The sequence below is a fragment of the Prevotella illustrans genome (genome assembly GCF_017426725.1).
Classification (GTDB): domain Bacteria; phylum Bacteroidota; class Bacteroidia; order Bacteroidales; family Bacteroidaceae; genus Prevotella; species Prevotella illustrans.
In genome coordinates this window covers 31449-54795 of the sequence record NZ_JAERMS010000011.1, presented here as the reverse complement: position 1 = coordinate 54795, position 23347 = coordinate 31449, and the positions used below count along the sequence as shown (strand labels likewise).

The window sequence follows — 23347 nt, the reverse complement described above, 5'->3', positions numbered from 1 at the left end:
AAAAAAGCCACTGCAAACGGCTTAAAGCAAGACTATCATTAACCCTTTAAAAGCATTAAGAACATGGAAGAGAAAAACCTTGAAAACGAAATGAAACTGGAAGTGGAATTCAATGGCCTTATCTTGAATGGCTTCTTGGCACTGTTTGTAATCCTGACAGGCCTTGGCATAAGCGCCTACTGGACCTATCTGGGTACTATATACAGCCTTGGTATAAGCGTCGCGGGGGGCATTCTGCTATTTGTTGCCTGTCTGTTTTGCCTTGGCGGCTTCATCCGGCAAGAGCCTAACGAGGCCCGCGTCATGATGTTCTTCGGTTCCTATGAAGGCACTTTCAAGCAAGTGGGCTTCTATTGGGTCAACCCTTTCATCAACGGCAAGAAGCTTTCGCTGCGTGCCCGTAACCTCGATGTAGAACCAATAAAGGTGAATGACAAGCAGGGAAACCCGATTATGATTGGCTTGGTGCTGGTTTGGAAGCTCTCTGACACGTATAAAGCGATGTTCGAAATCGACGCGCAGACCATGGCACAGACCACTCAGGCGCATAGTAACGTGAATATGATTATGAGAGCGTTTGAAAACTTCGTCAAGATACAAAGCGACGCAGCTCTTCGCCAAACGGCCGGACAGTATGCATACGACGCCAATGAGAGCGATGACGCACTGACGCTACGCGGTGGTGGTGATGAAATCAACAAGCAACTGGAGGCCAAACTCGACGAAAGGCTGGCCATGGCAGGCATTGAAATCGTAGAGGCACGAATCAACTACCTGGCCTATGCGCCCGAAATTGCGGCCGTCATGCTGCGCCGGCAACAGGCCGACGCCATCATCGCAGCCCGTGAGAAGATTGTGGAAGGTGCGGTAAGCATGGTGAAAATGGCCATTGACAAGATTACTGAAAACGACGTTGTAGAACTGGACGACGACAAGAAAGCCGCCATGGTGAGCAATCTGATGGTGGTGTTGTGCGGTGAAGACAACGCGCAACCTGTCGTCAACACCGGCACCCTCAACATGTAAGCGGCCCAAATGGCTATCAACCCGGAAAAATGGCTAAGAAAGAAACAAACACGAAATCATTTATCCTGCGGCTCGACAGCGACACGATGGCGGCCGTAGAGAAGTGGGCCGCCGACGAATTTCGCAGTACTAACGGCCAATTACAATGGATTATAGCCGAGGCACTGCGCAAAAACGGACGATTGCCCAAGAAACGAAAAAACAAGAACGAAGAAACGCCATAAGCGAGTTTATCGTCTGAGCAGAAACAAAGGCAGGTCTGACTCGTAAAAACAGGCAAACACACTTCTGTTTTGTCAAAGAAAATGTAAGAATTTTAACACTTCTGTCCCGTGTCATCTAAGTGTTAAAATTCCTTTTCCATAACATTCAGACTGTCAAATCCGCACTATTACGAACTCATTGTCATGCTTTCAGCCCGCAAAAGCGCAGCTATCATCTCCTAAAAGGGCTACTTTTATCGCCTCAAAACGCCGCTTTCTCACCCTTAAAGCTGCATTTTCAAGCCCCTTTTTCGCCCCTTTTGTTCACTTAAAAACGCAAGACACTGATTCACAACCACATACAAATCCGCCCAAAACTCGCGTATTTGCCCGCGAAAAACTTTTTGTGGCAAACGACGCGGCCATTCGGAAGAAGATGTAAAGATAATTCGCCGATTTTAACAATTAATGGACCGCACTCATTTCTGTCTTGATTTCCCGCATGAATAAATATGATGGCGGAACAAGAGACCCATCGTGGTAAAAGTTTAGGGCTAAACGAATGGCTTTACGGAAAAGTTGCTATCTTTGCATAAGAAGTAAATCAATAGGAAAACCGTATGGAACAAATTAAGAACGAGCTGCTCACGGTCGAAATTTCGGAGCATGGAGCCGAATTGCAGAGCATTAAAGATAGCGAGGGACACGAATACCTGTGGGACGGAGACGCCAACTATTGGGGACGTAAGTCGCCCCTCCTCTTCCCTATCGTATGCGGACTGTGGAAAAATACTTTTCGCATCAACGGCAAAGAGTTTCGGATGAACCGACATGGATTTGCCCGCGACACCGACTTTACGGTGCTGGCGAAAGGTGAAAACAGGATAATCCTGGGCCTCCACGACACGGCCGAGACCTACAAAGTATATCCTTTTCATTTCAATCTGGCCGTCAGTTACAAACTGAACGGCAACAGGATTCACGTGGTTTGGCACGTGGAGAATACGGACAGCAAGGATATATTTTTCCAAATCGGCGGACATCCGGCCTTTGCCGTGCCCGGTTGCAGAAAGGGAGAGCCGATGAAAGCGAAGTTGAAGTTGGACGAAGCTGAACCGATGCGCGTTTTCGGCAACGTGGAAGGCTGCCTGAAGCCGGGCTATCACAAAGTGGAGACGAACGGCGGCATGTGGGAAGTGGATGAAGAGACGTTTAAAGACGACGCGATCATCTTCGACCATCAGCAGCTGAAACATGTGGAACTGCTGGACGAAAACGATGAGCCCGTTGTCAGCGTCGACTTCAAGAGTCCGGCCGTAGGCATTTGGAACCCCGCGGGCAAGCACGCTCCCTTCATCTGCATAGAGCCTTGGTACGGCATTCACGACTGGGCGGAATTTGAAGGAGAGTTTAAGGATAAATACTTGATGAACAAACTCCAGCCCGGTGCCTCGTTTATGAGTGAATACACGATTACGATTGGAAAGTAACGCAAAGCAGACAGACTCAATGGAATCAACAGAAAAGAAAGAACAGATATTGATCAGCATTACCGGACAGGACCGCCCCGGACTGACAGCGTCGGTCATGACGATTCTCTCCCGGTATAATACGCAGATTCTTGATATCGGTCAGGCCGATATCCATAGCACCTTGTCGCTCGGAATCCTTGTCAGAATGGACGAAAGTTACTCGGGACAGGTGATGAAGGAACTGCTTTTCAAGACCACCGAACTGGGAGTCAACATCGGATTCTCGCCCATCAGCGATACCGAATATGAGAACTGGGTGGGCCGACAGGGCAAAAACCGTTACATCCTGACCATCATCGGCAGGAAACTGACAGCCAAACAAATTGCGTCGGCCACACAGATTATCGCGGCGCAAGGGCTGAACATCGACTCCATTCTCCGCCTGACCGGCCGCCAGAGCATTCTCAACCCGAAGAGGAATGTCAGAGCTTGTATTGAGTTTTCACTCCGAGGAACGCCCGAAAGCCACAGCCGGATGCAGGAACAGCTGATGAAGATGTCGACCGATATGGAGATAGACTTCTCTTTCCAGCGAGACGACATGTACCGCAGAATGCGCCGTCTCATCTGCTTTGATATGGACTCGACCTTGATTCAGACGGAATGTATCGACGAATTGGCCGAACGGGCAGGCGTCGGTGAGCAGGTGAGAGAAATCACAGAAAGAGCCATGCGGGGCGAAATAGACTTCAGAGAGAGTTTCACGGAAAGGGTAAAACTGCTCAAAGGGCTGGACGCGCATGTCATGCAGGACATTGCCGAACAGCTCCCTATCACGGAAGGAGCCGACCGACTCATGTCGGTACTGAAGACATGTGGCTATAAGATCGCGATTCTAAGTGGTGGATTTACCTACTTCGGCGAATATCTGCAACGCCGTTATGGCATTGATTATGTCTATGCCAACGAACTGGAGATAGACGAAAACGGTAAGCTCACGGGCAACTACGTAGGCGAAATCGTTGACGGACACCGCAAAGCCGAGCTTCTTAAACTGATCGCGCAAGTGGAAAAGGTGAATCTGGCACAGACGATAGCTGTCGGTGACGGTGCCAACGACCTTCCCATGATATCCGAAGCCGGTCTGGGTATCGCCTTTCATGCCAAGCCCAGAGTGGTGGCCAACGCCAAACAAAGTATCAATAACATCGGCCTTGATGGTATTCTGTACTTCCTCGGATTCAAAGACAGCTATCTCGGAGAACAAGGAAGACTGTAAAGAGGCCGGGAAAAGGCCTAAATAAAAATAAGAAAGGCTGCAAAGCTGGTGTCCTCGCAGCCTTTCTTGAATAATCAAAAATGTGTATTCGAGCCTAATAAGCCTCCCGATATTTGTTCTCATCCTTGTCTTCAAGCATGCTGAGATAGCTCTGATAACGGCTCGCCGCTATATAATGATTCTCAACGGCTGCCAAGACGGCACACCCCGGCTCGTGGGTATGGGTGCAATTATTGAACTTACAACCTTCGGAAAACTTGAAAATCTCCTTAAAATAGCTCGTCAGCTCCTCCGGTTCCATGTCAAACGTTCCGAATCCTTTGATTCCCGGCGTATCAATCAGGTAACCGCCATCAGGCAACTCCAGCATTTCGCTGAACGTAGTGGTGTGCATGCCCGTGTTATGGGCGTCACTGATCTCAGCCGTTCGCAAGTTAGCACCGGGCAATATTCGGTTAATCAAGGTCGACTTGCCCACCCCGCTGTTGCCGCTAAGCAGTGTTATCTTGTCTTTCAGCAAGGGAATCAACTGCGCTACGCCCTCTCCCGTGGTCGCGGAGATTTCGTAACACGCGTAGCCGATGGTCTGATAGAGGGTCATCATCATGCGTTCATAACGCTGTTCATCCGCTGTCAGCAGGTCAGATTTATTGAAAATAAGAACGACAGGCACACGATAGGCTTCGGCCGAAGCCAAGAAACGATCGATAAAAATGGTGCTTGTCTGCGGATAGTTGACCGTTACGACCAGAAAAGCCTGGTCAACGTTCGCGGCTAAGATATGACTTTGCTTGCTTAAGTTCTGCGATTTACGGATAATATAGTTGCGGCGGTCTTCAATCGCAGAGATAAAAGCCGTTCCTTCTTGGTTTGTAATAAGTTCAACCCTGTCACCTACGGCGACAGGGTTGGTGCTTCTGATACCTTTCAAACGAAAGTTACCCTTTATTTTACTTTCTATCACTTGTCCGTCGTCGGTCTTCACTGAATACCAACTGCCGGTATTTTTAATGACAAGTCCCTTCAATACAATGCTGTTCTTAATGGATTATACCGTCATAATTTCTTTCTGCTTCTCTTCAAGCAGCGCGTCAAGCTTCTTGATGTACTTGTCATGCAGCTTCTGCAAATCGTCTTCGGCGTCTTTTTCCAAGTCTTCAGAAAGCCCGTCTTTAATCGCCTTCTTCAGTTTTTCTTTGATTTCAGCCCGCGCGCTACGCACTTCAACCTTCGTTCTCTCGCCTATTTTGTTGCATTGCTTCACCAATTCACGGCGTCTTTCTTCTGTCGGTTGAGGTATTCCCAAACGAATGATCTCGCCATTGTTCTCCGGCGTGATACCCACATCACTGTCCATGATGGCTTTCTCAATGTCTTTAATGGCCTTTCTATCCCATGGTCGAATGGCGATTGTCCGAGCATCAGGCGCAGAAACGTTAGCTACTTGGTTCAAGGGGACCATTGAACCATAACTGTTCACACGTACACCATCCAGGATAGCGACGTTGGCGCGGCCCGCACGAATATGAGAAAGCTGGTCCTCAAGGTACATAGCAGCCATCTGCATGCGCTCTTCCGCGTCTTTCAATGTCGTCTTTACGTCTATCATATAATCCTTTTATTATATTTTAATGATATTGTTTTACACAAAATTAGAGATTATTCTTTGATTCTCCAATATTTCCGCCAATATTTTAGCGATCTCTTCCAATTTTTCCGCATCCTTTTCATCGAATGTATGAAGCGATGTGCTGTCAATATCGATAACGCCCAACACCCTCGCAGAACCTTTCTCACGAATGGGTACTACGATTTCGGAACGTGAAAGGGAAGAACAGGCGATGTGATCGGCAAACTGCTCGACATCGGAAACAATGAGCGTGCGATTCTCTTTCCATGCCGTGCCGCAGACGCCACGCCCTTTCGCGATGCGCATGCAGGCTACCGTGCCTTGGAAAGGCCCTAATTGCAACTCGTCATTCCGCACAAGGTAGAAGCCTACCCAGAAATATTGGTTCGGGAAGGTTTGCTTCATGGCTGCCGAAACATTTGCCAAAACCCCGATCATGTTGTGCTCACCGGCAACCAAACTTCTGATCTGCTCAATCAAAGTGTTGTATAGAGCTGTTTTATCTGTATGATTCATTCGTTTTAAACTATAAAGTTGATCTACACAAATTTACGTTATTTATTTCTCCGTTCCAAATTATTTACTTACTTTCGCACCAAATACGCATCACGATGAAAAAGCTTTTTCTATTTGTTTTTGCCATCATAATCTCCTCAATGGGCACAATGTCGTGCAGGTTTGCAAAAGAAGACAACCCCGGAGACACGGTGGCCGCGTCTGTTTTCGAACCCGTTGAGCCCAAAGTTCGCATACAACAGGATTCGACTCATACAACTTTGACGGAAGGCCGTGATAGCATCGGTATTTATTATATAGGTGAGGCGTCGAACAAATCGCAGTTACAGTTGCTCTCCTATCCCAGTCGCCGAGACACAACTTCATATTTCAAGGCACATCACGTAAAGGTAAAGGGCAGCGCACAGATAGGAAATGTCGTCAGAATAGGCTTCTTTCTGCTACCATCAGGCGACAGTATCGTCAATCGCGTGGAGCAAATCAAGCCGTCCGCAACCACATCAAAGTCGTATAAGCTCCATCAAGCCCCTGACCGGACAGAAGAATAGCATAAAAGCCCCTCATCAACGATGAGAGACTTTTAGTCCTATTGGGCTTCAAGATAGAGCACCCGACTTGCCCAAGCAGTATTCTTATGGTAATCAACATGATGGGTATAAGGGATTTCAAGCCCTTGCGACATCAAGTAAGCGCCACTAAAGGTCTTTCCTTCAAAAGCTAAAGGCCGATTATCGATTCGGTTCAGCTCATGCACCTTATACATCTTACCGGCATCCAGGCCTGCCATCTTGATGCGGGGAAGGTGCTGATTGACAAACGTCTCCGTCTTCCACCAATAGAACACGGCCTTTTGCCGTGCGTCATCCACGTACATCAGTGAAGCAACTCCCTTATTTTCATAAGGACTTTGCAAGCGATAGATATTTCCCATCTGCACAATCGGACGAATCTGCTTGTATTCAGAGATCGCGTTCTTGCACAATGCCTTCTCTTCTTCCGTCATATTCTTCGGCTGAATCTCCATTCCCAACCGACCGCTCATGGCTACATCCACGCGATACTTCAGCGGTATCAGTCTATGTGTCTGATGATTAGGCGACGCGCTGATATGGCTGGCCATCGCGATAGCGGGGAAAAACAAGCTCGTTCCCCACTGCATGTAGACGCGCTGCAATGCGTCGGTATCATCACTGACCCAAAATTCATCAAACCAAGGCAGTATTCCCCAGTTGGCTCGACCGCCGCCGCTGGCGCAAGCCTGAATCGTCAACAACGGATATTTGGCACGAATGCGTTCCAATGTCTTCTTAAATCCTTCGTGATAGGCAAGATACAAATGGCTCTGCTCCTCCATCGGGAGATACTGACTGCCATGGTTCATAATCGCCATGTTGGCATCCCACTTGATATAAGCAATTTCCGGATACTTTGTCATGAGGTTATCCACTACGCCGAACACGAAGTCCTGCACTTTCGGATTGGAGAGGTCGAGCACCACCTGCGTACCGCCACGTCCCAAAACTGCGTTCCGCTTCGGTGCCTTGATGATCCAGTCGGGATGTTTCTCATAGAGTTCGCTCACCGTATTCGACATCTCCGGTTCGATCCAAATGCCGAATTTGACACCATACTTCTTAGCGTCACGCAACAATCCTTCAATGCCGTCGGGCAACTTTTGCCTGTCTATATTCCAGTCACCAAGCGAGGAAGAGTCATCTTTACGTGGATATTTCTCACCAAACCAACCGTCATCCATCACGAAAAGCTCACCGCCCATAGCCGCTATGTCACTCATCATGCCGTCCATGCCCTGCTGATTGATGTCGAAGTAGACACCTTCCCAACTATTCAGCAAGATACTGCGCTCCACATTACCGTTGGCCAACTTATAATTCCGCCCCCAGCGGTGGAAGTTGCGGGATGCTCCGCTCAATCCCTCCCTGCTATAGGTAAAGGCCAAAGCCGGCGTCTCCAGCGACTGGCCCTTCTTCAGTCGGCAGACAGAGTTGTCTTCATTGATTCCTGCAAAGAAGTAATGATATTCCGTATCATCGGTTTCTACCTTCAAGCGATAATTGCCTCCATAGCACAACGCGGCGCCAATGACATCGCCACAGTTTTCCCTGGCCTTGCCATCGAGCGAGAACATGATTTCCGCATGATCCGTATGGCTGTTCCGCACGCCGTCCTTATTCTTGATAACTAACTGTCCGGGATTAAGCGGTTCCTCTGCCACTCTTCCTTCATTGGCCCAAGAGCCATATAGATGGGTTGCCCAAACATCGTCACGCCGAATGGGCATGCACCCCGAAGAGAATTGCGTCAACATGACCTTTCCTTTTTCTTCGTTCCGTATGGTAGCCCAAGTTTCAATCATGTCGACATCGGCATAAGAACGATAATTCAAGTCTACATAAAGTGGATAGAGCGTATCTTTCAGATGCACCACTGTCAATGTTGTCTTGCCCTGTGGCTTCACCTCATGACCCGTTGCCACCAGTACAGTCGACATATTTCCGTCGGCATGCGTCATGGCAAAGGCGGTCTCCACGGGAGTGTTCATCCCGTAAGCCGGATATACGTCCATCCGTCCTTCCGTCGGTGTGGAGATACTCTTCAAGTCGTCACCGGTCAATTTGTTGCCAAAGTACATGAACTTAGGTGACTTACCCTTTTCCACATTCAATACGAGCGCAATATTTCCGGATTGTATCACGACACTTTCGCCCCTTGAAACGATAGGAGCCAATAACATCAAAACTATAAGTAGTTTCTTTTTCATGAAAATATTGGATTGTTATTATAAAAAAAGACATAGACCCGCTATAGGAAAGTCTATGTCTTAGTATCTTATTGCATGTCGTAAACGACTTGCATCATCTGCTTGCCCAGCCGGTCGGCCTCCTCCATGGAGCCGGCTTCGCTATAGACACGAATAATCGGCTCGGTATTGCTCTTGCGCAGATGCACCCACTTATCGGGAAAATCAATCTTCACACCGTCAACATCATTTACCTTGGCGTCGGGTTGCGCGTCAAACATCGCCTTCACCTTTTCCAATATCGCGTCGACATCAGTGCTTGGTGTCAGGTCTATACGGTTTTTAGCGATAAAGTAATCAGGATATTCCTTCCTCAACTCACTCACTTTCACTCCCTTATGAGCCAGATTACTAAGGAAAAGCGCTATGCCAACCAGAGCGTCGCGGCCATAATGGCTCTCGGGATAGATCACACCACCATTACCTTCGCCACCGATCACGGCGTTTACTTCCTTCATCTTCGTTGTCACATTGACCTCACCCACGGCAGCCGGCGTATAAACGCCACCATGCTTTTCAGTAATGTCGCGCAGCGCACGGGTCGAACTCAAGTTACTCACCGTATTGCCGGGGGTATATTGTAGCACATAGTCGGCCACACTGACCAATGTATACTCTTCACCAAACATCTTTCCGTCTTCACAGATGAATGCCAGACGGTCAACATCGGGGTCAACCACAATACCCAAATCATAGCCACCATTCTTCAATTCGCTCATGATTCCACCCAAATTCTTCTCTAATGGTTCAGGATTGTGGGCAAAATCACCACTGGCCTCGCCATTCAGAAACTTATAGGTTACACCCAACGCGTCGAGCAACTTCGGCAGAATGATACCACCTACCGAATTAATGCTGTCGACAACAACTTTAAAATGAGCGTTCCGAATAGCTTCGACATCCACAAGTTTCAACGCCAAGACCGCATCAATATGTCGACGGTCAAACGAATCATCATCGACATAATGTCCCAGATGATCAACATCGGCAAAATCAAAATCTTCACGGGCTGCTATTTCCAGCACTTCGTTACCGTTATCCTTTGTCAAAAACTCGCCTTCGGCATTGAGTAACTTCAATGCGTTCCAGTGACGAGGATTATGGCTTGCCGTAATGATGATACCGCCGTCGGCCCCTGTCATCCTTACAGCCAGTTCCGTAGTCGGCGTTGTGGCCAGACCGATGTTGACAACATCGTATCCCATGCCCATCAATGTGCCACAAACCACATTCTTGACCATCGCGCCGGAGATACGTGCGTCACGTCCTACGACAATTTTATTGGAAGGATTCTTTACACTGCGCCGAATAAAGGTCGCGTAAGCAGATGTAAACTTGACGATATCCAGTGGATTCAAGGTATCTCCCGTCTTACCACCGATCGTTCCACGAATGCCGGATATAGACTTAATGAGTGTCATAAAGTATATAATTAAAATTGATTAAGGTCCGCGCTATCAAAGATTATTCCTCCTGGAAAGTCAGCTCATACATATACGGAGTGACGCTGTTCGTGGCATTTTGCGTGCCTGACGAACTTGGTACGATAAGTTTCACCTTGGCTATCTCATCGCCATCTTTCTTCGGACGGCCGATGTTAATGTAGTCAAACGGCACCATCCATCCGTTGGGCACAGCCGTAGAACGATACCGACTCCACATCGTGCTTTTGCCGGCGATGAATACACCTAAATAAGAACCGGAAGTATTCTTGATGACCATGTGGTCTACCAAACTTGAATAATAAAGCCAACGGTTTGACAACGTAATAGAATCGGTCTTCAAGTCTGTCTCGTCAAAGCGCACCAAGAGATTCTTTATTTCCCCCTGCTTGACCTTTGATCCAACACCTTTTCTGACAATCTGCATATAAACGCCCGTGCTGTTCATCAAAACCCACTCGTTATTCTTAACATCTGTCATGCTGTCATGCGCAAAAAACTCAGCTTCCGAAATCACTTTAATTTTGTTTTTCGCAATATAATCATTGATGGCAGCACGCTCTTTCTTCTTCCGATCGGCATACGTTTCGCTATCCTTGCACGATTCAAAAGTTACTAAAGCCACGATGGCCAGCAGCAACAAAGATACTTTTCTCATCTTATCAACAAAATAGTTTTGGACAAAGGTAGTAAATTTTCCTTATTTCTACCGGTGTGCCATGTAATGTTTTATTATATTTTCAACCTTTCAATAATTTTTCATAATGCACAATGGCTTGGCGAACAACCTTCTCCGCTTCGGCCAAAGAACAGTTGAGGTGCCCCCCACTCGCGTTCAGATGGCCGCCACCATTAAAAAACTCCGCCGACATTTGGTTGCAGGGGAAATCATCAACAGAACGCAGACTCACCCAAACAACATGGTCTCTGCGATCATCCTCACGCAACGAAATACTCAGTTTCATACCTTTGATTTTCAACGGCTCATTCACCAAACCTTCCACATCGCCTTTGACGAAATGGAAGTTCTTCATATCCTGCCGCGATATAGTGAAATAACTTGCATGAAAATCATCAAAGACATTGAGTTTCTGCGACATAAGATAGCCACGCAACCTTATCGCCCAAGGACTAAACACGTTGAAAATATTGCGGTATATTTTGTCTTTATCAATTCCTCTGGTCAACAGTTGACCAATGATAAAGAAGATTTCAGGACGCGTAGAATTATAAGTAAACCCTCCGGTATCAGTCATCATACCCGTATAGAGAGCTACAGCCATCTTACGGGTCATCTGTTCAAACCTGCCTAATTGACAGATCATGCGAAACAACAGCTCACACGTGCTGCACATCGATGGGAACGAGAGTTCCAAAGCATTGGGAATACGTGGACTCGTATGGTGATCCATCAAGACATAGCGTCCTCTGAAACCCTCCATCGCCTGTGCCATATCGCCCAAACGGTCGAGCCCGTCAAAGTCAAGACAGAAAACCACGTCGGCTTCGGCCACGATTTTATCGGCTTTGGCTTTATGTTTGTCATAGCGCATCAGCATTTCATTGCCCGGCAACCACTTCAGAAAGTCGGGAAAAGCGTCCGGCACAATCATCGTAGGCTCTTTTCCCTGCATTCTGAGATACTCCGACCAGGCCAGCACCGCCCCCAACGCGTCGCCATCAGGCGACTTATGACAGCAGACCACGATTTTTTCAGCCTGTTCGACAGCCTCTCTGAGCAAGGCCAACTGTTTGTCTGTTAGTACGTCAATATTCATAATGAATGCAAAGGTACTAAAAAAAGGCGCATCGATGATGTGCCTTTTCTTTATTTTTCAGATATATCTTAAAACAGGTGTGCCGGATATACACCGTCATCCACCAACTGACGGATTCTGTCAACGACGCCCTGACGATCGGCCGCATAGGTGACGCCGAACCACTTACTCGTCGTATCGAGCACTTTGACCGAAGCCGTTCCATCCAGAATCAACTTATTGACCATCAGCGGAATAAAGAATTCGGCCTTCAGATTGGTCATATTGGCCGTATCTGATAAGAATTCCTTGAAATACGCTTCGCTGTACGCAAAATAATCGGGAGTGAATCCCCACACATTCATACTGACCGGCGTATTGTCCGACACGGTTATCCATTCACCGTTTTCATCCTTATATTGCACTTTTCCGTCACGGCGCTCTATCTCCGTACGCTCCACGACCGTCGTCAGGTTGTCTTCCGCGTCTTTCGAACAGATACCACGCGCTACCGTTCCATTGTCACTCAGCGTGTTGCCGACACGGAATCCCACCATCGCATAGCGATTCTTGCTACCTTCGGGTAGCTCACTCAGAAACGCTCCCATAGCCATGAAGCAGTCACGATTGTAGAAATCGTCACAGTTAATAACACAGAAAGGCTCCTTCACTACATCTTTGGCCATCAATACCGCATGATTGGTGCCCCAAGGCTTCTGTCGGCCTTCCGGAACGGCAAAACCTTCGGGCAGCGCGTCCAAACTCTGGAAGCAGAGTTCCAGTGGCACATGGCCCTCATACTTCGTCAATACCTGTTCTTTGAACTGCTCTTCAAAATCCTTACGAATAATAAAGACAATCTTGCCGAAGCCTGCCTGAATGGCATCGTAAATGGAATAATCCATGATCGTTTCGCCGTTGGGCCCCAAACCGTCCAGCTGCTTCAGTCCTCCATATCGACTGCCCATACCCGCAGCCAATAGCAACAATGTTGGTTTCATTCTTATCTTAAATTTAAGTTATTCGACTTGCCTATTCAAGTCTGACAACAAAGTTAGCGTAATTTTATGATTATGCCAAACTCTACGGCAAGAAAAACGGAATTCTTTCATAACCATCAAGCTCTAATACAACTTGAATTGATCAGACGAAAAAAGGTATCACAAAATATTGTAACCATCAAATAAGCAACAAAATATTCTACTTAGATTCTCAAAATAGACATTTATACAACAAAATTTTAACACTTCCAAAACTTGCCATTTAGCTCCTCAAAACGACAAAAAGAGCTATTTGGAGAGTCTTCGCAAGGCGATTAGGGGTAGAAAAAGCGGCAAAAAAGGTGTAAAAGTACACTTTTGAAGCGTAAAAGCAGTGCAATGACAAGGCAAAAGCTATGCTTTCACAAGCTAAAAGGGCTGCTATTAGGAGCTAAAAGGGCTGCTTTTGGAAAACCGGAAAGGCACGACAGCTTCCCAAGAAAAGATAACTTGCTATAAATCAACATGATAGCAAAACTTCAAAAATAAGCCGTTTTTCGGCCGAAGAATGACGTTGGTGATTCAGAAGCGAAGGAATCGACAACTTGGTGTAAAGAAAACGGAAGTTTTTTAACATTTCAGAATCATCGCTTTCCAAAATTAAAGCCTACGTAGAAATTGACGCTGCCGAACGTAGAATTGGTATAAAACTCCGGCCTCCGATAGTTATAGGTGTGAAAAATAGCGCTTGTGCCGATATACCAACGGGTGTTGTTCCACACGATACCGAAGCGTCCGACACCGTCGAGATTAAAATTCTTGAGATTGAAATTGCGGAAAATAAAATTGTCACGGTCCAGTTTACTCTCCGTATGCTTGTAGGCTATCGCCAACGACAAGGAAATATCAAAAAGGAAATCACGTGCAAATACCCAGTTATAGGCATAGCCCGCCGAGATGGCGAAGTCCTTATAGTTCACTTTACTCGCCGTGAGTGAGCTGTCGATAGCGCTGAACGTCCCCTCGGGCAATCGCCATCGTGACAATTCCATGAGTCGCTGCCAGTCGACATCGATCTTATGGCTCGAATAGCTTATTCCGAACAGCGGACTGCCGCACGAACGGCGTTGCACCGTGCTCTGACTATAAGCCGCGGGATAGGAGAACTTGCGATGATTGGTGATGTAATAAAGGTTAAACCCTTTGATACTGGCATGAAATCCGTCGAAAGGCATCTGCTCGACGGGCGAGGTATCAATGTCATCGGCCAGTTTGAAGCGTCTCACTTTATAATCGTTGCCCGTCTTCCGGAAAAACAGATCGATGCCAAGCTGGCTGCTATAGAGCGACAACGAGAAATCTTGCTTGCGGCTGCCGCCCGAGTGAACCAAGTCGAGCGTATAGCCCAGAAACACCCAACGCCAACCAAAGTAGGGCCCTATTTTGTAAGTTGGCTCGGGAGAGAACGTCACGCTCTGCCCCGTGCGGCTCTGTAAGCGATAGACCTCATAGGTATTCGTATTCTGCAGCATGAAAGTGAAATTATAATGCTGCGGTTCTATGTAATTGGTATCTACACGCGAGAAATCCCTTACAAACTCGTAAAGACCGTGAAGAAAGCCACGTCGCGGCTGATGGCGCGAAACCGGAGCCACGGATAACGTATCTCCACCGGCCCAAACCGGCACAGACAATCCTATCCAACACAAAAACAGCACTATTTGTCTCGCGTTCATTACCGTAATACCTATACTATGATTTGAGTCAGACGACGGTCCGACGAAACCAAAAAGCAACTAAAACTTGCCTAAAATACGATCCATCACCCAATTAACCGGCGTGGCACTGACACTGGTGGCCGAACATGAACCTATGCCTTGCAAATCCTCTATGACCGATTGAATGATAGGCAACTGCACATAAGGCGGGTTGGGCACCCGAATGCTCGTGCGGCCCTCACTGGTAATCACCTGTATGGGATTGTAGTCGTAGACCGAAAACGTCAGTGTTCCCTTCTCGCCCACTACTTCTATGCAGTCTTCCTTGGCGCTCTGGTGGCCTACGAAGCACCAAGAGCCACTGCCCGGCAATCCGTTTTCAAAGAAAAAGCAGGCACTAATGGAATCTTCGGCCTGATAGAGATGGGCTCTGTTGGCACAATAGCCGTGGGCTCGGGTGATGACGCCAAACAATTCCTGCAAGAGATCAAGCTGATGAGGTGCCAAATCATAGAAATAGCCGCCTCCGGCGATATCGGGCTGCAATCGCCAAGGCAATGTTGTCGACTGCGAGTAGTCCAAATCGCGCGGTGGAACCGAGAAACGAATCTGCACATTGGTGACATTGCCAATCACTCCGTCGTCTATAATACGTTTGACACGTTGAAAATAAGGCAAATAACGACGGTAATAGGCCACAAAGCAAGGCACCCCCGTCTGCTGACTGACGCGATTGATGCGGGCGCAATCTTCATAGCTTGCGGCCAAAGGCTTTTCTACATAAACGGGTTTTCCTGCCATCATGGCCATGATGGCAAAGGTAGCATGACTGCTGGGAGGCGTCGCGATGTAAATGGCGTTGACTTCCGGGTCGTCTATCAGTTCTTGCGCGTCGGTGTACCATTTAGGAACCTGATGGCGCTCGGCGTACGAACGTGCCTTCGTTTCGTTCCTACTCATCACGGCTTCTACATGAGAGCCGGGTACTTCGTTAAAAGCCGGGCCCGACTTCTTCTCCGTCACCTCGCCACAGCCAATAACCCCCCAATTGATTAGCTTCATTTACAAAATTGCTTTGCTATAAAACATTTCACTTTCATGCAAAGATAATATTATTTTATTACCTTTGCAATAAATACCCTACTATTATATATGGAAATAAAGAAAGCTGAATTTGTCATTTCCTCGCCTACGGTGAGCAAATGTCCTACGACCCAACTACCCGAATTTGCTTTCATCGGCCGATCGAATGTAGGCAAGTCAAGCCTCATCAATATGCTTTGCAACAAACGACAGTTGGCCAAGACCTCTGCCACACCCGGCAAGACGCTGCTGATTAACCACTTTATCATCAACAATGAATGGTACTTGGTAGACCTGCCCGGCTACGGATTTGCCAAACGCTCAAAGACAGAACGCGTCAAATTGGAACAGATGATACACAGCTATGTGCTGCAACGCGAACAGCTTGTCAATCTCTTCGTACTCATTGACATCCGTCATGAGCAACAGAAAATTGACCGTGAGTTTGTAGACTGGCTGGGAATGAGTGGCATTCCTTTCTCTATCATCTTCACCAAGGCCGACAAACTGGGACCGGGCAAGGCCAGACAGAATGCGCAGGCATGGCTCGACAAACTGAAAGATGTATGGGAAGAGTTGCCGCCATCATTCATTACATCGTCTGAAAAGAGGGTTGGACGCGACGAGGTATTAGATTATATTGAGAAATTCATATAGAAAGCAATGGCAGTTCCCTACATGGATGTTCAGAACTTGAGCAAGCGTTTTGGTGCTCAAGTTCTTTTTAATCATATCAATTTTTCTATCGCCGAAGGCCAGCGTGTAGGTCTGGTGGCGCAAAACGGCACCGGCAAGTCGACATTGCTCAGCATCATCACCGGCAAAGAGGGCAAAGACGAAGGTTCCATCATCTTCAAGAACGACCTGCGGCTGGGCTATCTGGAACAATGTCCGAAGTTTGCGCCCGAAGAAACGGTGCTCGAAGCCTGCTTCAATCATGAGGGCGACCCCGAAAAGATACTAAAGGCCAAACAGATTCTGACGCAATTACAGATCAAGAATCTGGACAAACAGATGGGACAACTCAGTGGCGGGCAGCAAAAACGGGTGGCATTGGCCAATGTTCTGATTACGGAGCCCGACCTGCTCATCCTTGACGAGCCCACCAACCATTTGGATTTAGAAATGATTGAATGGCTCGAAGGTTTTCTGAGCCGTGGCAATAAGACGCTGTTCATGGTTACCCATGATCGTTTCTTTCTCGACCGGGTGTGCAATCTGATTTTGGAACTCGACAACCGGACCATCTACACCTATCGGGGCAACTACAGTTACTATCTGGAAAAACGCCAGGAACGCATCGATAATACGAGAGCGGAAATAGCAAGGGCCAACAACCTGTATCGGACAGAACTGGAATGGATGCGTCGCATGCCACAAGCCCGTGGCCACAAGGCACGCTACCGCGAAGAGGCGTTCTACGAACTGGAGGCCAAAGCGAAGCAACGGATAGAAGAAAGGCAGATACGGCTGAAAGCAAGCAACGTGTATATTGGCTCGAAGATATTCGAATGCCAATATGTCAGCAAATCGTTCAACGACGGCAACAACCCAACGGGCAGCCAACAGGAAACGATTATCCTGAAAGACTTCTACTACAACTTTGCCCGGTTCGAGAAAATGGGGGTTATCGGCAACAACGGAACGGGCAAGTCTACTTTCATTAAAATGCTCTTGGGACAGGTGCGGCCCGACAGCGGCCGCTTCGATATCGGTGACACCGTGAGATTTGGTTACTTCTCACAAGAGGGTTTGAAGTTCAGAGAAGACCAGAAGGTCATTGATATCATCACCGACATTGCCGATTACATTGATTTGGGTAGCGGCCGACACATGACAGCCAGCCAGTTTCTGCAATATTTCATGTTCTCGCCCGAACAACAGCACAACTATGTCTACAAACTAAGTGGCGGCGAGAAGCGCAAGCTCTATCTCTGCACGGTGCTGATGCGCAATCCCAACTTTCTGGTGTTGGACGAACCGACCAACGATCTCGACATTCAGACCTTGCAAGTGTTGGAGGAATATTTGCAAGACTTCCCCGGTTGCGTCATCGTCGTAAGTCATGACCGCTTTTTCATGGATAAGGTGATAGACCATCTGCTCGTGTTCAAGGGCGATGGTGTCATCAAGGACTTCCCCGGCAACTACACACAATACCGTGAGTTCAACCAACTGCAAAGTAAGGAGAACGCAGAAAAAGCCCAAGTCAAGGATACGCCCAAGAAAGATTATCACCATGAGACCAAGCGCAAGATGACTTTCAAGGAGAAACGGGAGTTTGAACAGCTTGAAAAAGACATTGAAACGTTGGAAAAAGAACAGGCAGCTATTGAAAACGAATTATGCAGTGGCAACCTTTCGGTAGACGAGTTGACCGAAAAGAGCAAACGACTACCGATTCTTAAAGATGAACTTGATGAGAAAGGAATGAGATGGCTGGAACTTTCTGAACTCATGTAAGTATCATTACAGAGAGTCGCGTATATAACAACAGGTGTGTCAAGAGATTGCTTGGCACACCTGTTATTATTGAAAGACAAAACAAAATGAGTGATAAACCAGATTCAACAGTATATACACCAAAAGCCATCCTGCATATTTGCGGATGCCGGCAGTTAAGATATCGAAGAGTCGGTCTAACCTGTCAATATGGCCACTGGCCAAAGCGTATGTGACACTGAAAAGGCTCAACGCAAAGCAAATGACGGGAATGAGGCTCCATGAGAAGCTACTCGGGAAGAGTTCTCCCTCAATATTCGTCAATACTGCCTGTGGAAGGAGGGTGAGCAAGCCCATCACAACGACGATGAGCAGAAGCTCTATACATACGAGTGTCATGGCAAAACGCTCACGATAGGTACGTTCGTGGCGCGAAGCAAGTAGTCTGCTTTCTTCCACCGCTCCCACTCCGACCATGGCCAGCACCATCCAGGCCAACACGGGCGAAGCCAGATTGAAAGAAAATTGACCGAAAAACCATCTGATACCCTCGCTGCTCAACAACGAACGGACAGAGAGTTCGGGCATAGCGGCGGTGATAAGCCATGAAGCCAAAATAATAAAGACTTCTATAATGGCCAATATCACCGACAAGACAGACAGCTTGGAATTCATTCTTCGTCGGGCAACAGATTATCAATGTCGAGGATTCGAAGTTCAAGGGCACGCACCGCGAGTCGTGTCGCATTGACACCCAACCGGCCATTGCCCTCGGGGAAGAGTTTCTGAACCAGTTCATTCTGGCGTTTCTCCAGACTTTTCACGCCAAAGGGCATACCTCGCAGATTCGTGATTTGCTCCTTGGTATATCCCAAAGCCAAATGGCGCAAGAAGCGTTCGTCGTATTCATCGATCTCATAATTGACCAATGCTTCCTGACGCATGATCTGATTATTGACGCTACGCTTAAAACGTTCGATGATTTTCTCAAGAATAGGCTGATTGAAAACCATTTTTTTACCACCCATCACGCTTGCCACGTCGCCTCGGGTGAGCAACTCCCCACTCTTCAGAATGATTCCATCGCAACCGGCATCCAGCACGTCGACCCACAGTTTCTCGTTTAGCACCTCGCCCGTAAAAATCAATACCTTGATATCAGGATAACTTTCTTTGGTATGCCTGCAAATTTCCACGCCAATCGTAGTAGAGCCTCCTAATCCCAAATCGAGCAAAACAAGATCAGGTTTTTCGGCTTTCAAAAGTTTCCAAAAGCCGGGTTCGTTTTCTGCCGTGCCGATAATCTCGGCTTCGGGTATATCATTTCTGATAATGCCTTCAGTTCCTTTCAGTTCCAAAGGAACATCTTCTACGATGATAATTTTAAACTTGTTCATATAATAGCATTTTATTCATTATCTTTTTAGGCAGCGTTATCTCTACCACGATTTCATGATTACTTTGTCGCAATGCCTGAATGCCGCTTCCCCGCATATTGGTCATCTCGCCAATTTCGCGCACGATCTGCCGACAGATCATGAACTCAATATTGACAGACGTAGGCGTAAACAGATTTAAGCACTGCTCCTCGGTAAGCGTGACACCGGTCAACGTGTCCTTTATAACGACATAATGCTCATCGCGTTCATGCACTTCTATAGCCGCCGTTTGACACTTGCTCAGCTTTTTCAGCAGATCCAAGAGATATTTCAACATGTCTTCATCGATCCGTAGTTCATAATCCAACTGCCTCATAGCCTGTTGACTCAGGATGGAATAGAGCTGTTTGTAATAGTTGGCGACTTCGCCGATAGCCACGAGATTATCTTCGCGCCCCTCTTCCATCAATCGACTGATACGTGAAGGATAATACATGGTTTCGTGCTTCAAGGTAGACAGGCAATTATCGAGCACACTGTTGCTGATATAAAGCCGGGCTTCCTCAAACCGGGTGCGGCGCAATTCGTCACGGGTAAGGTCAATGTTGTCTTGCCACAGCTGTTTATTCTGAATGCTTTCCTTCAATGCCGACCTGATCTGATTGACGATGGCAGCCAGCCGGTTCTCACGCCCGCTGAGATAACGCCTGCGACTACTCCATATCAAATTGAGCTGATTCAATTTCTCTTGAGCCGAAAGGTCAGACAATAACTTATCATTAATCTTATTGATCAGTTCCACGCAATAACGATAAAAGACCACATGACGATAATAAAGGAAGAAATAAGCGGGGAAAATACTAAGCAAGAGTAACACTAAAAGGATGATGGCAACGTTCTTGCTGTTTTCACTTCGTTGCATCACGCGCACGTAGTTGTCGAGCGTATTGTCGGCCGACATCTTGCGGAACAATTGTGTATAGACTTTATTGTTAGCCCGGTACACGTCCCACTTGTGCAAAGCCAGCGCCGCTACAGCCGCTTCGTTCTTCATATCGAGCAAAACGAGATTGTAATCACGGTTTCGCAAACGGCGGGGAATGGTGTTCAGGTATTTCATGGTAGAATCCGCAAACGCCAATGCCCGGTCGTAGGCACCATTGATATTGGCAAAATACACGCTATCCGCATAGCGCGAGGCATCGTAAAGATCACGACGGTGTTGGAAAGCCTTGCCAAAGACCACATGCTCGTTCTTGGCCCATGAATGTCCTATCGTGAGTGTGCCCATCAGCAACAGCACCAGGCCACGGGCAACGCCTTTCGGCAACCGGAAGAAAAAGCGGCTCCCCTCTCCCTTTCTGCTGACGGCTCCAATCACGCAGACGCTGAACACGCTACTGATTTTCTTATATTTCTCAATAATACCTTTACAATTCATCAGTCCGAAGCCATGACCACCATTCACAGGCTTATGATCGAACACGTGTGAAAGTTGCTCCTCATCCATGCCACAGCCATTATCCGTAACCGACACCTCAACATAAGCCTCCGATTCTTCGGCCGAAACGGTGACGGTACCCCCTTTCGCCGTAAACTTTCGGGCGTTGTCGGCAATCGTGTTGATCATGAACAGCGTTAAGGTTTTATCAGCCTTCACTACCAAAGACGTATCAATCACCCGGAGTCGCACCCCACGCAAGCTGAAACTCATCTGTCCCTTGGCTACCAAATTAAAGAGCTCGGACAGCGGAAAGCTCTCGATACGCAAATTCAATTCGCCTTGCCGCAACTGAATCCAACGTGTAAGAATATCATTATACTGATTAATCTGACTCGTAAGTTCGGCGATATAATCAAAACGCTGGTTTCTGATGGCAGGATCTTCACAAGAATGCTGCAATCGATTGATTTCATTCAGAATACGATCAATGAAAGGAGTGATGCTGTTTACAAGCGCAACCTTAGCCCGTTGTTCAATATTTCTCTTTTTATTGTTCAACACATGCAATCGGGACACTTTGATCTGCTCATCCACTTCTTCATTCTGTTCGCTCAAACGGGTCATTTCATGGGCCTCGCTAATATTCCATCGACGCAACGGTTCCAGGAGATCATCGAGCGATTCTTCCGCGTCCTTCTTCCTGCGCATACGTGAAAACTGAATAAGAAGGGCTACAACAACGAGGATCATCAGTACAACGCCGGCTATCATCACATTCAGCTGCTCAGAAGAAAGGTCAAGCTGGGCCGCACGCGCGTCCAATTGGCGGTCTTGGCGTGTCATTTCCTGCATATCCAAATAGATATTGCGGTTGTAATCGCTGTTGGGTTTATCGTCGATGGCAGAATAAGCCAGTGACAACTGCTCACGGATAGAAGCCACCAAATCAGGCGCCCGATTGATGACCGTATCTTGTTCCAACGCTTCGTTCAGACAGATTAAGGCGCTACGGTAGTCTCGTAAATCCCAATAACATTCTGCCAATGTTCGATAAGCGCCTGCAGTTTGGTAGACATCGCCATATTTAGAGAAAAGGTCGGCGGCTCTTTCGGCCAGATTGCCAGCCAAAAGAGAGTCGGGCATATTATCCTTATTGATAAACTTCATGGCAGGGAGATTGTCACGAATCAGCGTATCACGCATGGCCGAACGGCGCATGTGCTCGCTGATCGCCTGAAGTGAGTTGGCCTCCCAATAGATATAACCATGTTTAAGAGCGCCTATAAGACATTGTATGAGATAATCAAATTCACGCTGATAGATTTCACGCTGACTGCCCGCAGTAATGATTCCACCAGACCCTATATTATAATAATACGCAAGAAGCTGGGCTGTGTCCTTGATAATCTCGCTACTTGGGTCAATCTGCTCAAGTGCCTTCATTGATTTCTTTGGCAGTCCAATATAATAATAGTAAGTAGATTCGACAATAGCGTATTCACTATTGGCATAAGTAAGGCGTAGTTGCTGCCGACCGGAAAGAGCTTTGAGATCCTCACGAATACGCTTCTGACATCGTATCGCTTGCTGACGGTAAATATAAAAATCCTTATTGCGCGACTGACGCTGGCACAATCGCATCTTTTGAACATTGGCAACGTAAAGCTCCAGTTGGTTGTCGCTTCTGTAAAGAACTTCATCTAAAAGATCATTGGCACCATCATAATCCATTCTGGCTATCTTAACAAAAGCAAGATTATTCATAGCTTCCGACCAACCGGCGTCATAAAGCTCAGCCAGATTGAGTGCTCGCTCTGCCAAAACCTTTGTAGAATCAAGACTTCTATAATGAAACGCGTAAGAAGCTTGATTCAGAATATCGACCTCTTTATTATAAGTTGGTTCACAAGCCGACAAGAACGATATACTCCAAAGAATAACAAGTCCAAGGAGACATTGACGAAATAAAAATAAAAGTCTCAATGCTCTCAAAACGATTTGATAGAGTTCGGCCATAATAGCATGGTAATTGCAAAAATACGGAATAATCCGCAAAGTCTGAAATAAATCAAACAAAAAACACAATCACACAAAAAATAGCTGCGCAATCATGTTAATTCCCAACAATTATTACTACTTTTGTAGCGGTTAGTAA

The 23347-nt window shown here is 47.2% G+C and carries 20 protein-coding genes; 7 read left to right on the top strand and 13 right to left on the bottom strand.

Annotated elements, in window-relative coordinates; all coding sequences use genetic code 11:
* The first annotated feature begins 63 nt into the window (after nucleotides 1-63).
* The 4 genes from JHU38_RS05385 (at nucleotide 64) to serB (ending at nucleotide 3980) form a co-directional block, all read left to right on the top strand.
* On the top strand, nucleotides 64-1026 hold the full coding sequence (locus JHU38_RS05385) for an SPFH domain-containing protein (protein ID WP_232369850.1): 963 nt from the start codon (nucleotides 64-66) through the stop codon (nucleotides 1024-1026).
* Nucleotides 1027-1055: 29 nt separating this feature from the next.
* A complete protein-coding gene (locus tag JHU38_RS05380; protein WP_107582742.1) occupies nucleotides 1056-1250 on the top strand; it encodes a DNA-binding protein in 195 nt (64 codons plus the stop codon).
* 599 nt (nucleotides 1251-1849) lie between these two features.
* Nucleotides 1850-2719 (top strand): aldose 1-epimerase family protein, encoded by an 870-nt coding sequence (locus tag JHU38_RS05375; protein WP_107582744.1) that lies wholly within the window; start codon nucleotides 1850-1852, stop codon nucleotides 2717-2719.
* A gap of 19 nt (nucleotides 2720-2738) precedes the next feature.
* Nucleotides 2739-3980, top strand: coding sequence for a phosphoserine phosphatase SerB (gene serB / locus JHU38_RS05370; RefSeq protein WP_107583190.1), 1242 nt, complete (start codon nucleotides 2739-2741; stop codon nucleotides 3978-3980).
* A 94-nt stretch (nucleotides 3981-4074) separates the two neighbouring features.
* Here serB and rsgA read toward each other — a convergent pair whose 3' ends face one another.
* The 3 genes from rsgA to JHU38_RS05355 are packed head-to-tail and all read right to left on the bottom strand — an operon-like array spanning nucleotide 4075 to nucleotide 6126.
* Nucleotides 4075-5007 carry a ribosome small subunit-dependent GTPase A gene (gene rsgA, locus JHU38_RS05365; RefSeq protein WP_107582746.1) on the bottom strand — a complete coding sequence of 311 codons (933 nt, stop codon included), beginning with the start codon at nucleotides 5005-5007 and terminating at the stop codon, nucleotides 4075-4077.
* Nucleotides 5008-5028: 21 nt separating this feature from the next.
* Entirely contained in the window at nucleotides 5029-5589 is a 561-nt protein-coding gene (frr, locus tag JHU38_RS05360) for a ribosome recycling factor (RefSeq protein WP_107582748.1), read from the bottom strand.
* Between the two features lie 33 nt (nucleotides 5590-5622).
* Entirely contained in the window at nucleotides 5623-6126 is a 504-nt protein-coding gene (locus JHU38_RS05355) for a GAF domain-containing protein (protein ID WP_107582750.1), read from the bottom strand.
* A 140-nt stretch (nucleotides 6127-6266) separates the two neighbouring features.
* On the opposite strand from JHU38_RS05355, the gene JHU38_RS05350 reads away from it, so the two are divergent.
* A complete protein-coding gene (locus JHU38_RS05350) occupies nucleotides 6267-6674 on the top strand; it encodes a hypothetical protein (protein ID WP_317196011.1) in 408 nt (135 codons plus the stop codon).
* Between the two features lie 38 nt (nucleotides 6675-6712).
* On the opposite strand, the gene JHU38_RS05345 is transcribed toward JHU38_RS05350, so the two are convergent.
* The 7 genes from JHU38_RS05345 to JHU38_RS05315 form a co-directional block, all read right to left on the bottom strand.
* Nucleotides 6713-8908: an alpha-galactosidase gene (locus JHU38_RS05345; protein ID WP_107582754.1), complete on the bottom strand. Its 2196-nt coding sequence runs from the start codon at nucleotides 8906-8908 to the stop codon at nucleotides 6713-6715.
* A 68-nt stretch (nucleotides 8909-8976) separates the two neighbouring features.
* A complete protein-coding gene (gene glmM, locus JHU38_RS05340; protein ID WP_107582756.1) occupies nucleotides 8977-10368 on the bottom strand; it encodes a phosphoglucosamine mutase in 1392 nt (463 codons plus the stop codon).
* A gap of 43 nt (nucleotides 10369-10411) precedes the next feature.
* Complete coding sequence (locus JHU38_RS05335; RefSeq protein ID WP_107582758.1) at nucleotides 10412-11047, bottom strand: DUF4827 domain-containing protein; 636 nt, start codon at nucleotides 11045-11047, stop codon at nucleotides 10412-10414.
* Between the two features lie 82 nt (nucleotides 11048-11129).
* Complete coding sequence (locus JHU38_RS05330; RefSeq protein ID WP_107582759.1) at nucleotides 11130-12167, bottom strand: DHH family phosphoesterase; 1038 nt, start codon at nucleotides 12165-12167, stop codon at nucleotides 11130-11132.
* A gap of 68 nt (nucleotides 12168-12235) precedes the next feature.
* Nucleotides 12236-13147, bottom strand: coding sequence for a glycosyltransferase family protein (locus JHU38_RS05325; RefSeq protein WP_107582761.1), 912 nt, complete (start codon nucleotides 13145-13147; stop codon nucleotides 12236-12238).
* A 623-nt stretch (nucleotides 13148-13770) separates the two neighbouring features.
* Nucleotides 13771-14862 carry a DUF4421 domain-containing protein gene (locus tag JHU38_RS05320; RefSeq protein WP_107582763.1) on the bottom strand — a complete coding sequence of 364 codons (1092 nt, stop codon included), beginning with the start codon at nucleotides 14860-14862 and terminating at the stop codon, nucleotides 13771-13773.
* A gap of 60 nt (nucleotides 14863-14922) precedes the next feature.
* Nucleotides 14923-15906: a Gfo/Idh/MocA family protein gene (locus JHU38_RS05315; protein ID WP_107582764.1), complete on the bottom strand. Its 984-nt coding sequence runs from the start codon at nucleotides 15904-15906 to the stop codon at nucleotides 14923-14925.
* Nucleotides 15907-15996: 90 nt separating this feature from the next.
* On the opposite strand from JHU38_RS05315, the gene yihA reads away from it, so the two are divergent.
* Together yihA and abc-f are read left to right on the top strand one after the other, a co-directional pair.
* A complete protein-coding gene (gene yihA, locus JHU38_RS05310; RefSeq protein ID WP_107582766.1) occupies nucleotides 15997-16584 on the top strand; it encodes a ribosome biogenesis GTP-binding protein YihA/YsxC in 588 nt (195 codons plus the stop codon).
* Between the two features lie 6 nt (nucleotides 16585-16590).
* The gene (gene abc-f / locus JHU38_RS05305) at nucleotides 16591-18390 is read left to right on the top strand and encodes a ribosomal protection-like ABC-F family protein (protein ID WP_107582768.1); all 1800 of its coding nucleotides are present in this window, start codon (nucleotides 16591-16593) and stop codon (nucleotides 18388-18390) included.
* 66 nt (nucleotides 18391-18456) lie between these two features.
* Here the strand turns inward: abc-f and JHU38_RS05300 are convergent, their stop codons facing one another.
* Genes JHU38_RS05300 through JHU38_RS05290 form a run of 3 tightly spaced genes read right to left on the bottom strand, consistent with a single transcriptional unit; the run spans nucleotide 18457 to nucleotide 23208 of the window.
* Nucleotides 18457-19044: an ABC transporter substrate-binding protein gene (locus JHU38_RS05300; protein ID WP_107582770.1), complete on the bottom strand. Its 588-nt coding sequence runs from the start codon at nucleotides 19042-19044 to the stop codon at nucleotides 18457-18459.
* The gene (locus JHU38_RS05295) at nucleotides 19041-19766 is read right to left on the bottom strand and encodes a DUF5932 domain-containing protein (protein ID WP_107582772.1); all 726 of its coding nucleotides are present in this window, start codon (nucleotides 19764-19766) and stop codon (nucleotides 19041-19043) included. The genes JHU38_RS05300 and JHU38_RS05295 overlap by 4 nt, the downstream gene beginning before the upstream one ends.
* Nucleotides 19753-23208: a sensor histidine kinase gene (locus JHU38_RS05290; RefSeq protein WP_107582774.1), complete on the bottom strand. Its 3456-nt coding sequence runs from the start codon at nucleotides 23206-23208 to the stop codon at nucleotides 19753-19755. The genes JHU38_RS05295 and JHU38_RS05290 overlap by 14 nt, the downstream gene beginning before the upstream one ends.
* Nucleotides 23209-23347: the final 139 nt, after the last annotated feature.

Excerpts from the sequence above, each read along its gene's own strand:
- JHU38_RS05385 (WP_232369850.1), top strand. The coding sequence starts at position 64 with ATGGAAGAGAAAAACCTTGAAAACGAAATGAAACTGGAAGTGGAATTC.
- JHU38_RS05380 (WP_107582742.1), top strand. The coding sequence starts at position 1,056 with ATGGCTAAGAAAGAAACAAACACGAAATCATTTATCCTGCGGCTCGAC.
- JHU38_RS05375 (WP_107582744.1), top strand. The coding sequence starts at position 1,850 with ATGGAACAAATTAAGAACGAGCTGCTCACGGTCGAAATTTCGGAGCAT.
- serB (WP_107583190.1), top strand. The coding sequence starts at position 2,739 with ATGGAATCAACAGAAAAGAAAGAACAGATATTGATCAGCATTACCGGA.
- frr (WP_107582748.1), bottom strand. The coding sequence starts at position 5,589 with ATGATAGACGTAAAGACGACATTGAAAGACGCGGAAGAGCGCATGCAG.
- JHU38_RS05355 (WP_107582750.1), bottom strand. The coding sequence starts at position 6,126 with ATGAATCATACAGATAAAACAGCTCTATACAACACTTTGATTGAGCAG.
- JHU38_RS05350 (WP_317196011.1), top strand. The coding sequence starts at position 6,267 with ATGGGCACAATGTCGTGCAGGTTTGCAAAAGAAGACAACCCCGGAGAC.
- JHU38_RS05345 (WP_107582754.1), bottom strand. The coding sequence starts at position 8,908 with ATGAAAAAGAAACTACTTATAGTTTTGATGTTATTGGCTCCTATCGTT.
- glmM (WP_107582756.1), bottom strand. The coding sequence starts at position 10,368 with ATGACACTCATTAAGTCTATATCCGGCATTCGTGGAACGATCGGTGGT.
- JHU38_RS05335 (WP_107582758.1), bottom strand. The coding sequence starts at position 11,047 with ATGAGAAAAGTATCTTTGTTGCTGCTGGCCATCGTGGCTTTAGTAACT.
- JHU38_RS05330 (WP_107582759.1), bottom strand. The coding sequence starts at position 12,167 with ATGAATATTGACGTACTAACAGACAAACAGTTGGCCTTGCTCAGAGAG.
- JHU38_RS05325 (WP_107582761.1), bottom strand. The coding sequence starts at position 13,147 with ATGAAACCAACATTGTTGCTATTGGCTGCGGGTATGGGCAGTCGATAT.
- JHU38_RS05320 (WP_107582763.1), bottom strand. The coding sequence starts at position 14,862 with ATGAACGCGAGACAAATAGTGCTGTTTTTGTGTTGGATAGGATTGTCT.
- JHU38_RS05315 (WP_107582764.1), bottom strand. The coding sequence starts at position 15,906 with ATGAAGCTAATCAATTGGGGGGTTATTGGCTGTGGCGAGGTGACGGAG.
- yihA (WP_107582766.1), top strand. The coding sequence starts at position 15,997 with ATGGAAATAAAGAAAGCTGAATTTGTCATTTCCTCGCCTACGGTGAGC.
- abc-f (WP_107582768.1), top strand. The coding sequence starts at position 16,591 with ATGGCAGTTCCCTACATGGATGTTCAGAACTTGAGCAAGCGTTTTGGT.
- JHU38_RS05300 (WP_107582770.1), bottom strand. The coding sequence starts at position 19,044 with ATGAATTCCAAGCTGTCTGTCTTGTCGGTGATATTGGCCATTATAGAA.
- JHU38_RS05295 (WP_107582772.1), bottom strand. The coding sequence starts at position 19,766 with ATGAACAAGTTTAAAATTATCATCGTAGAAGATGTTCCTTTGGAACTG.
- JHU38_RS05290 (WP_107582774.1), bottom strand. The coding sequence starts at position 23,208 with ATGGCCGAACTCTATCAAATCGTTTTGAGAGCATTGAGACTTTTATTT.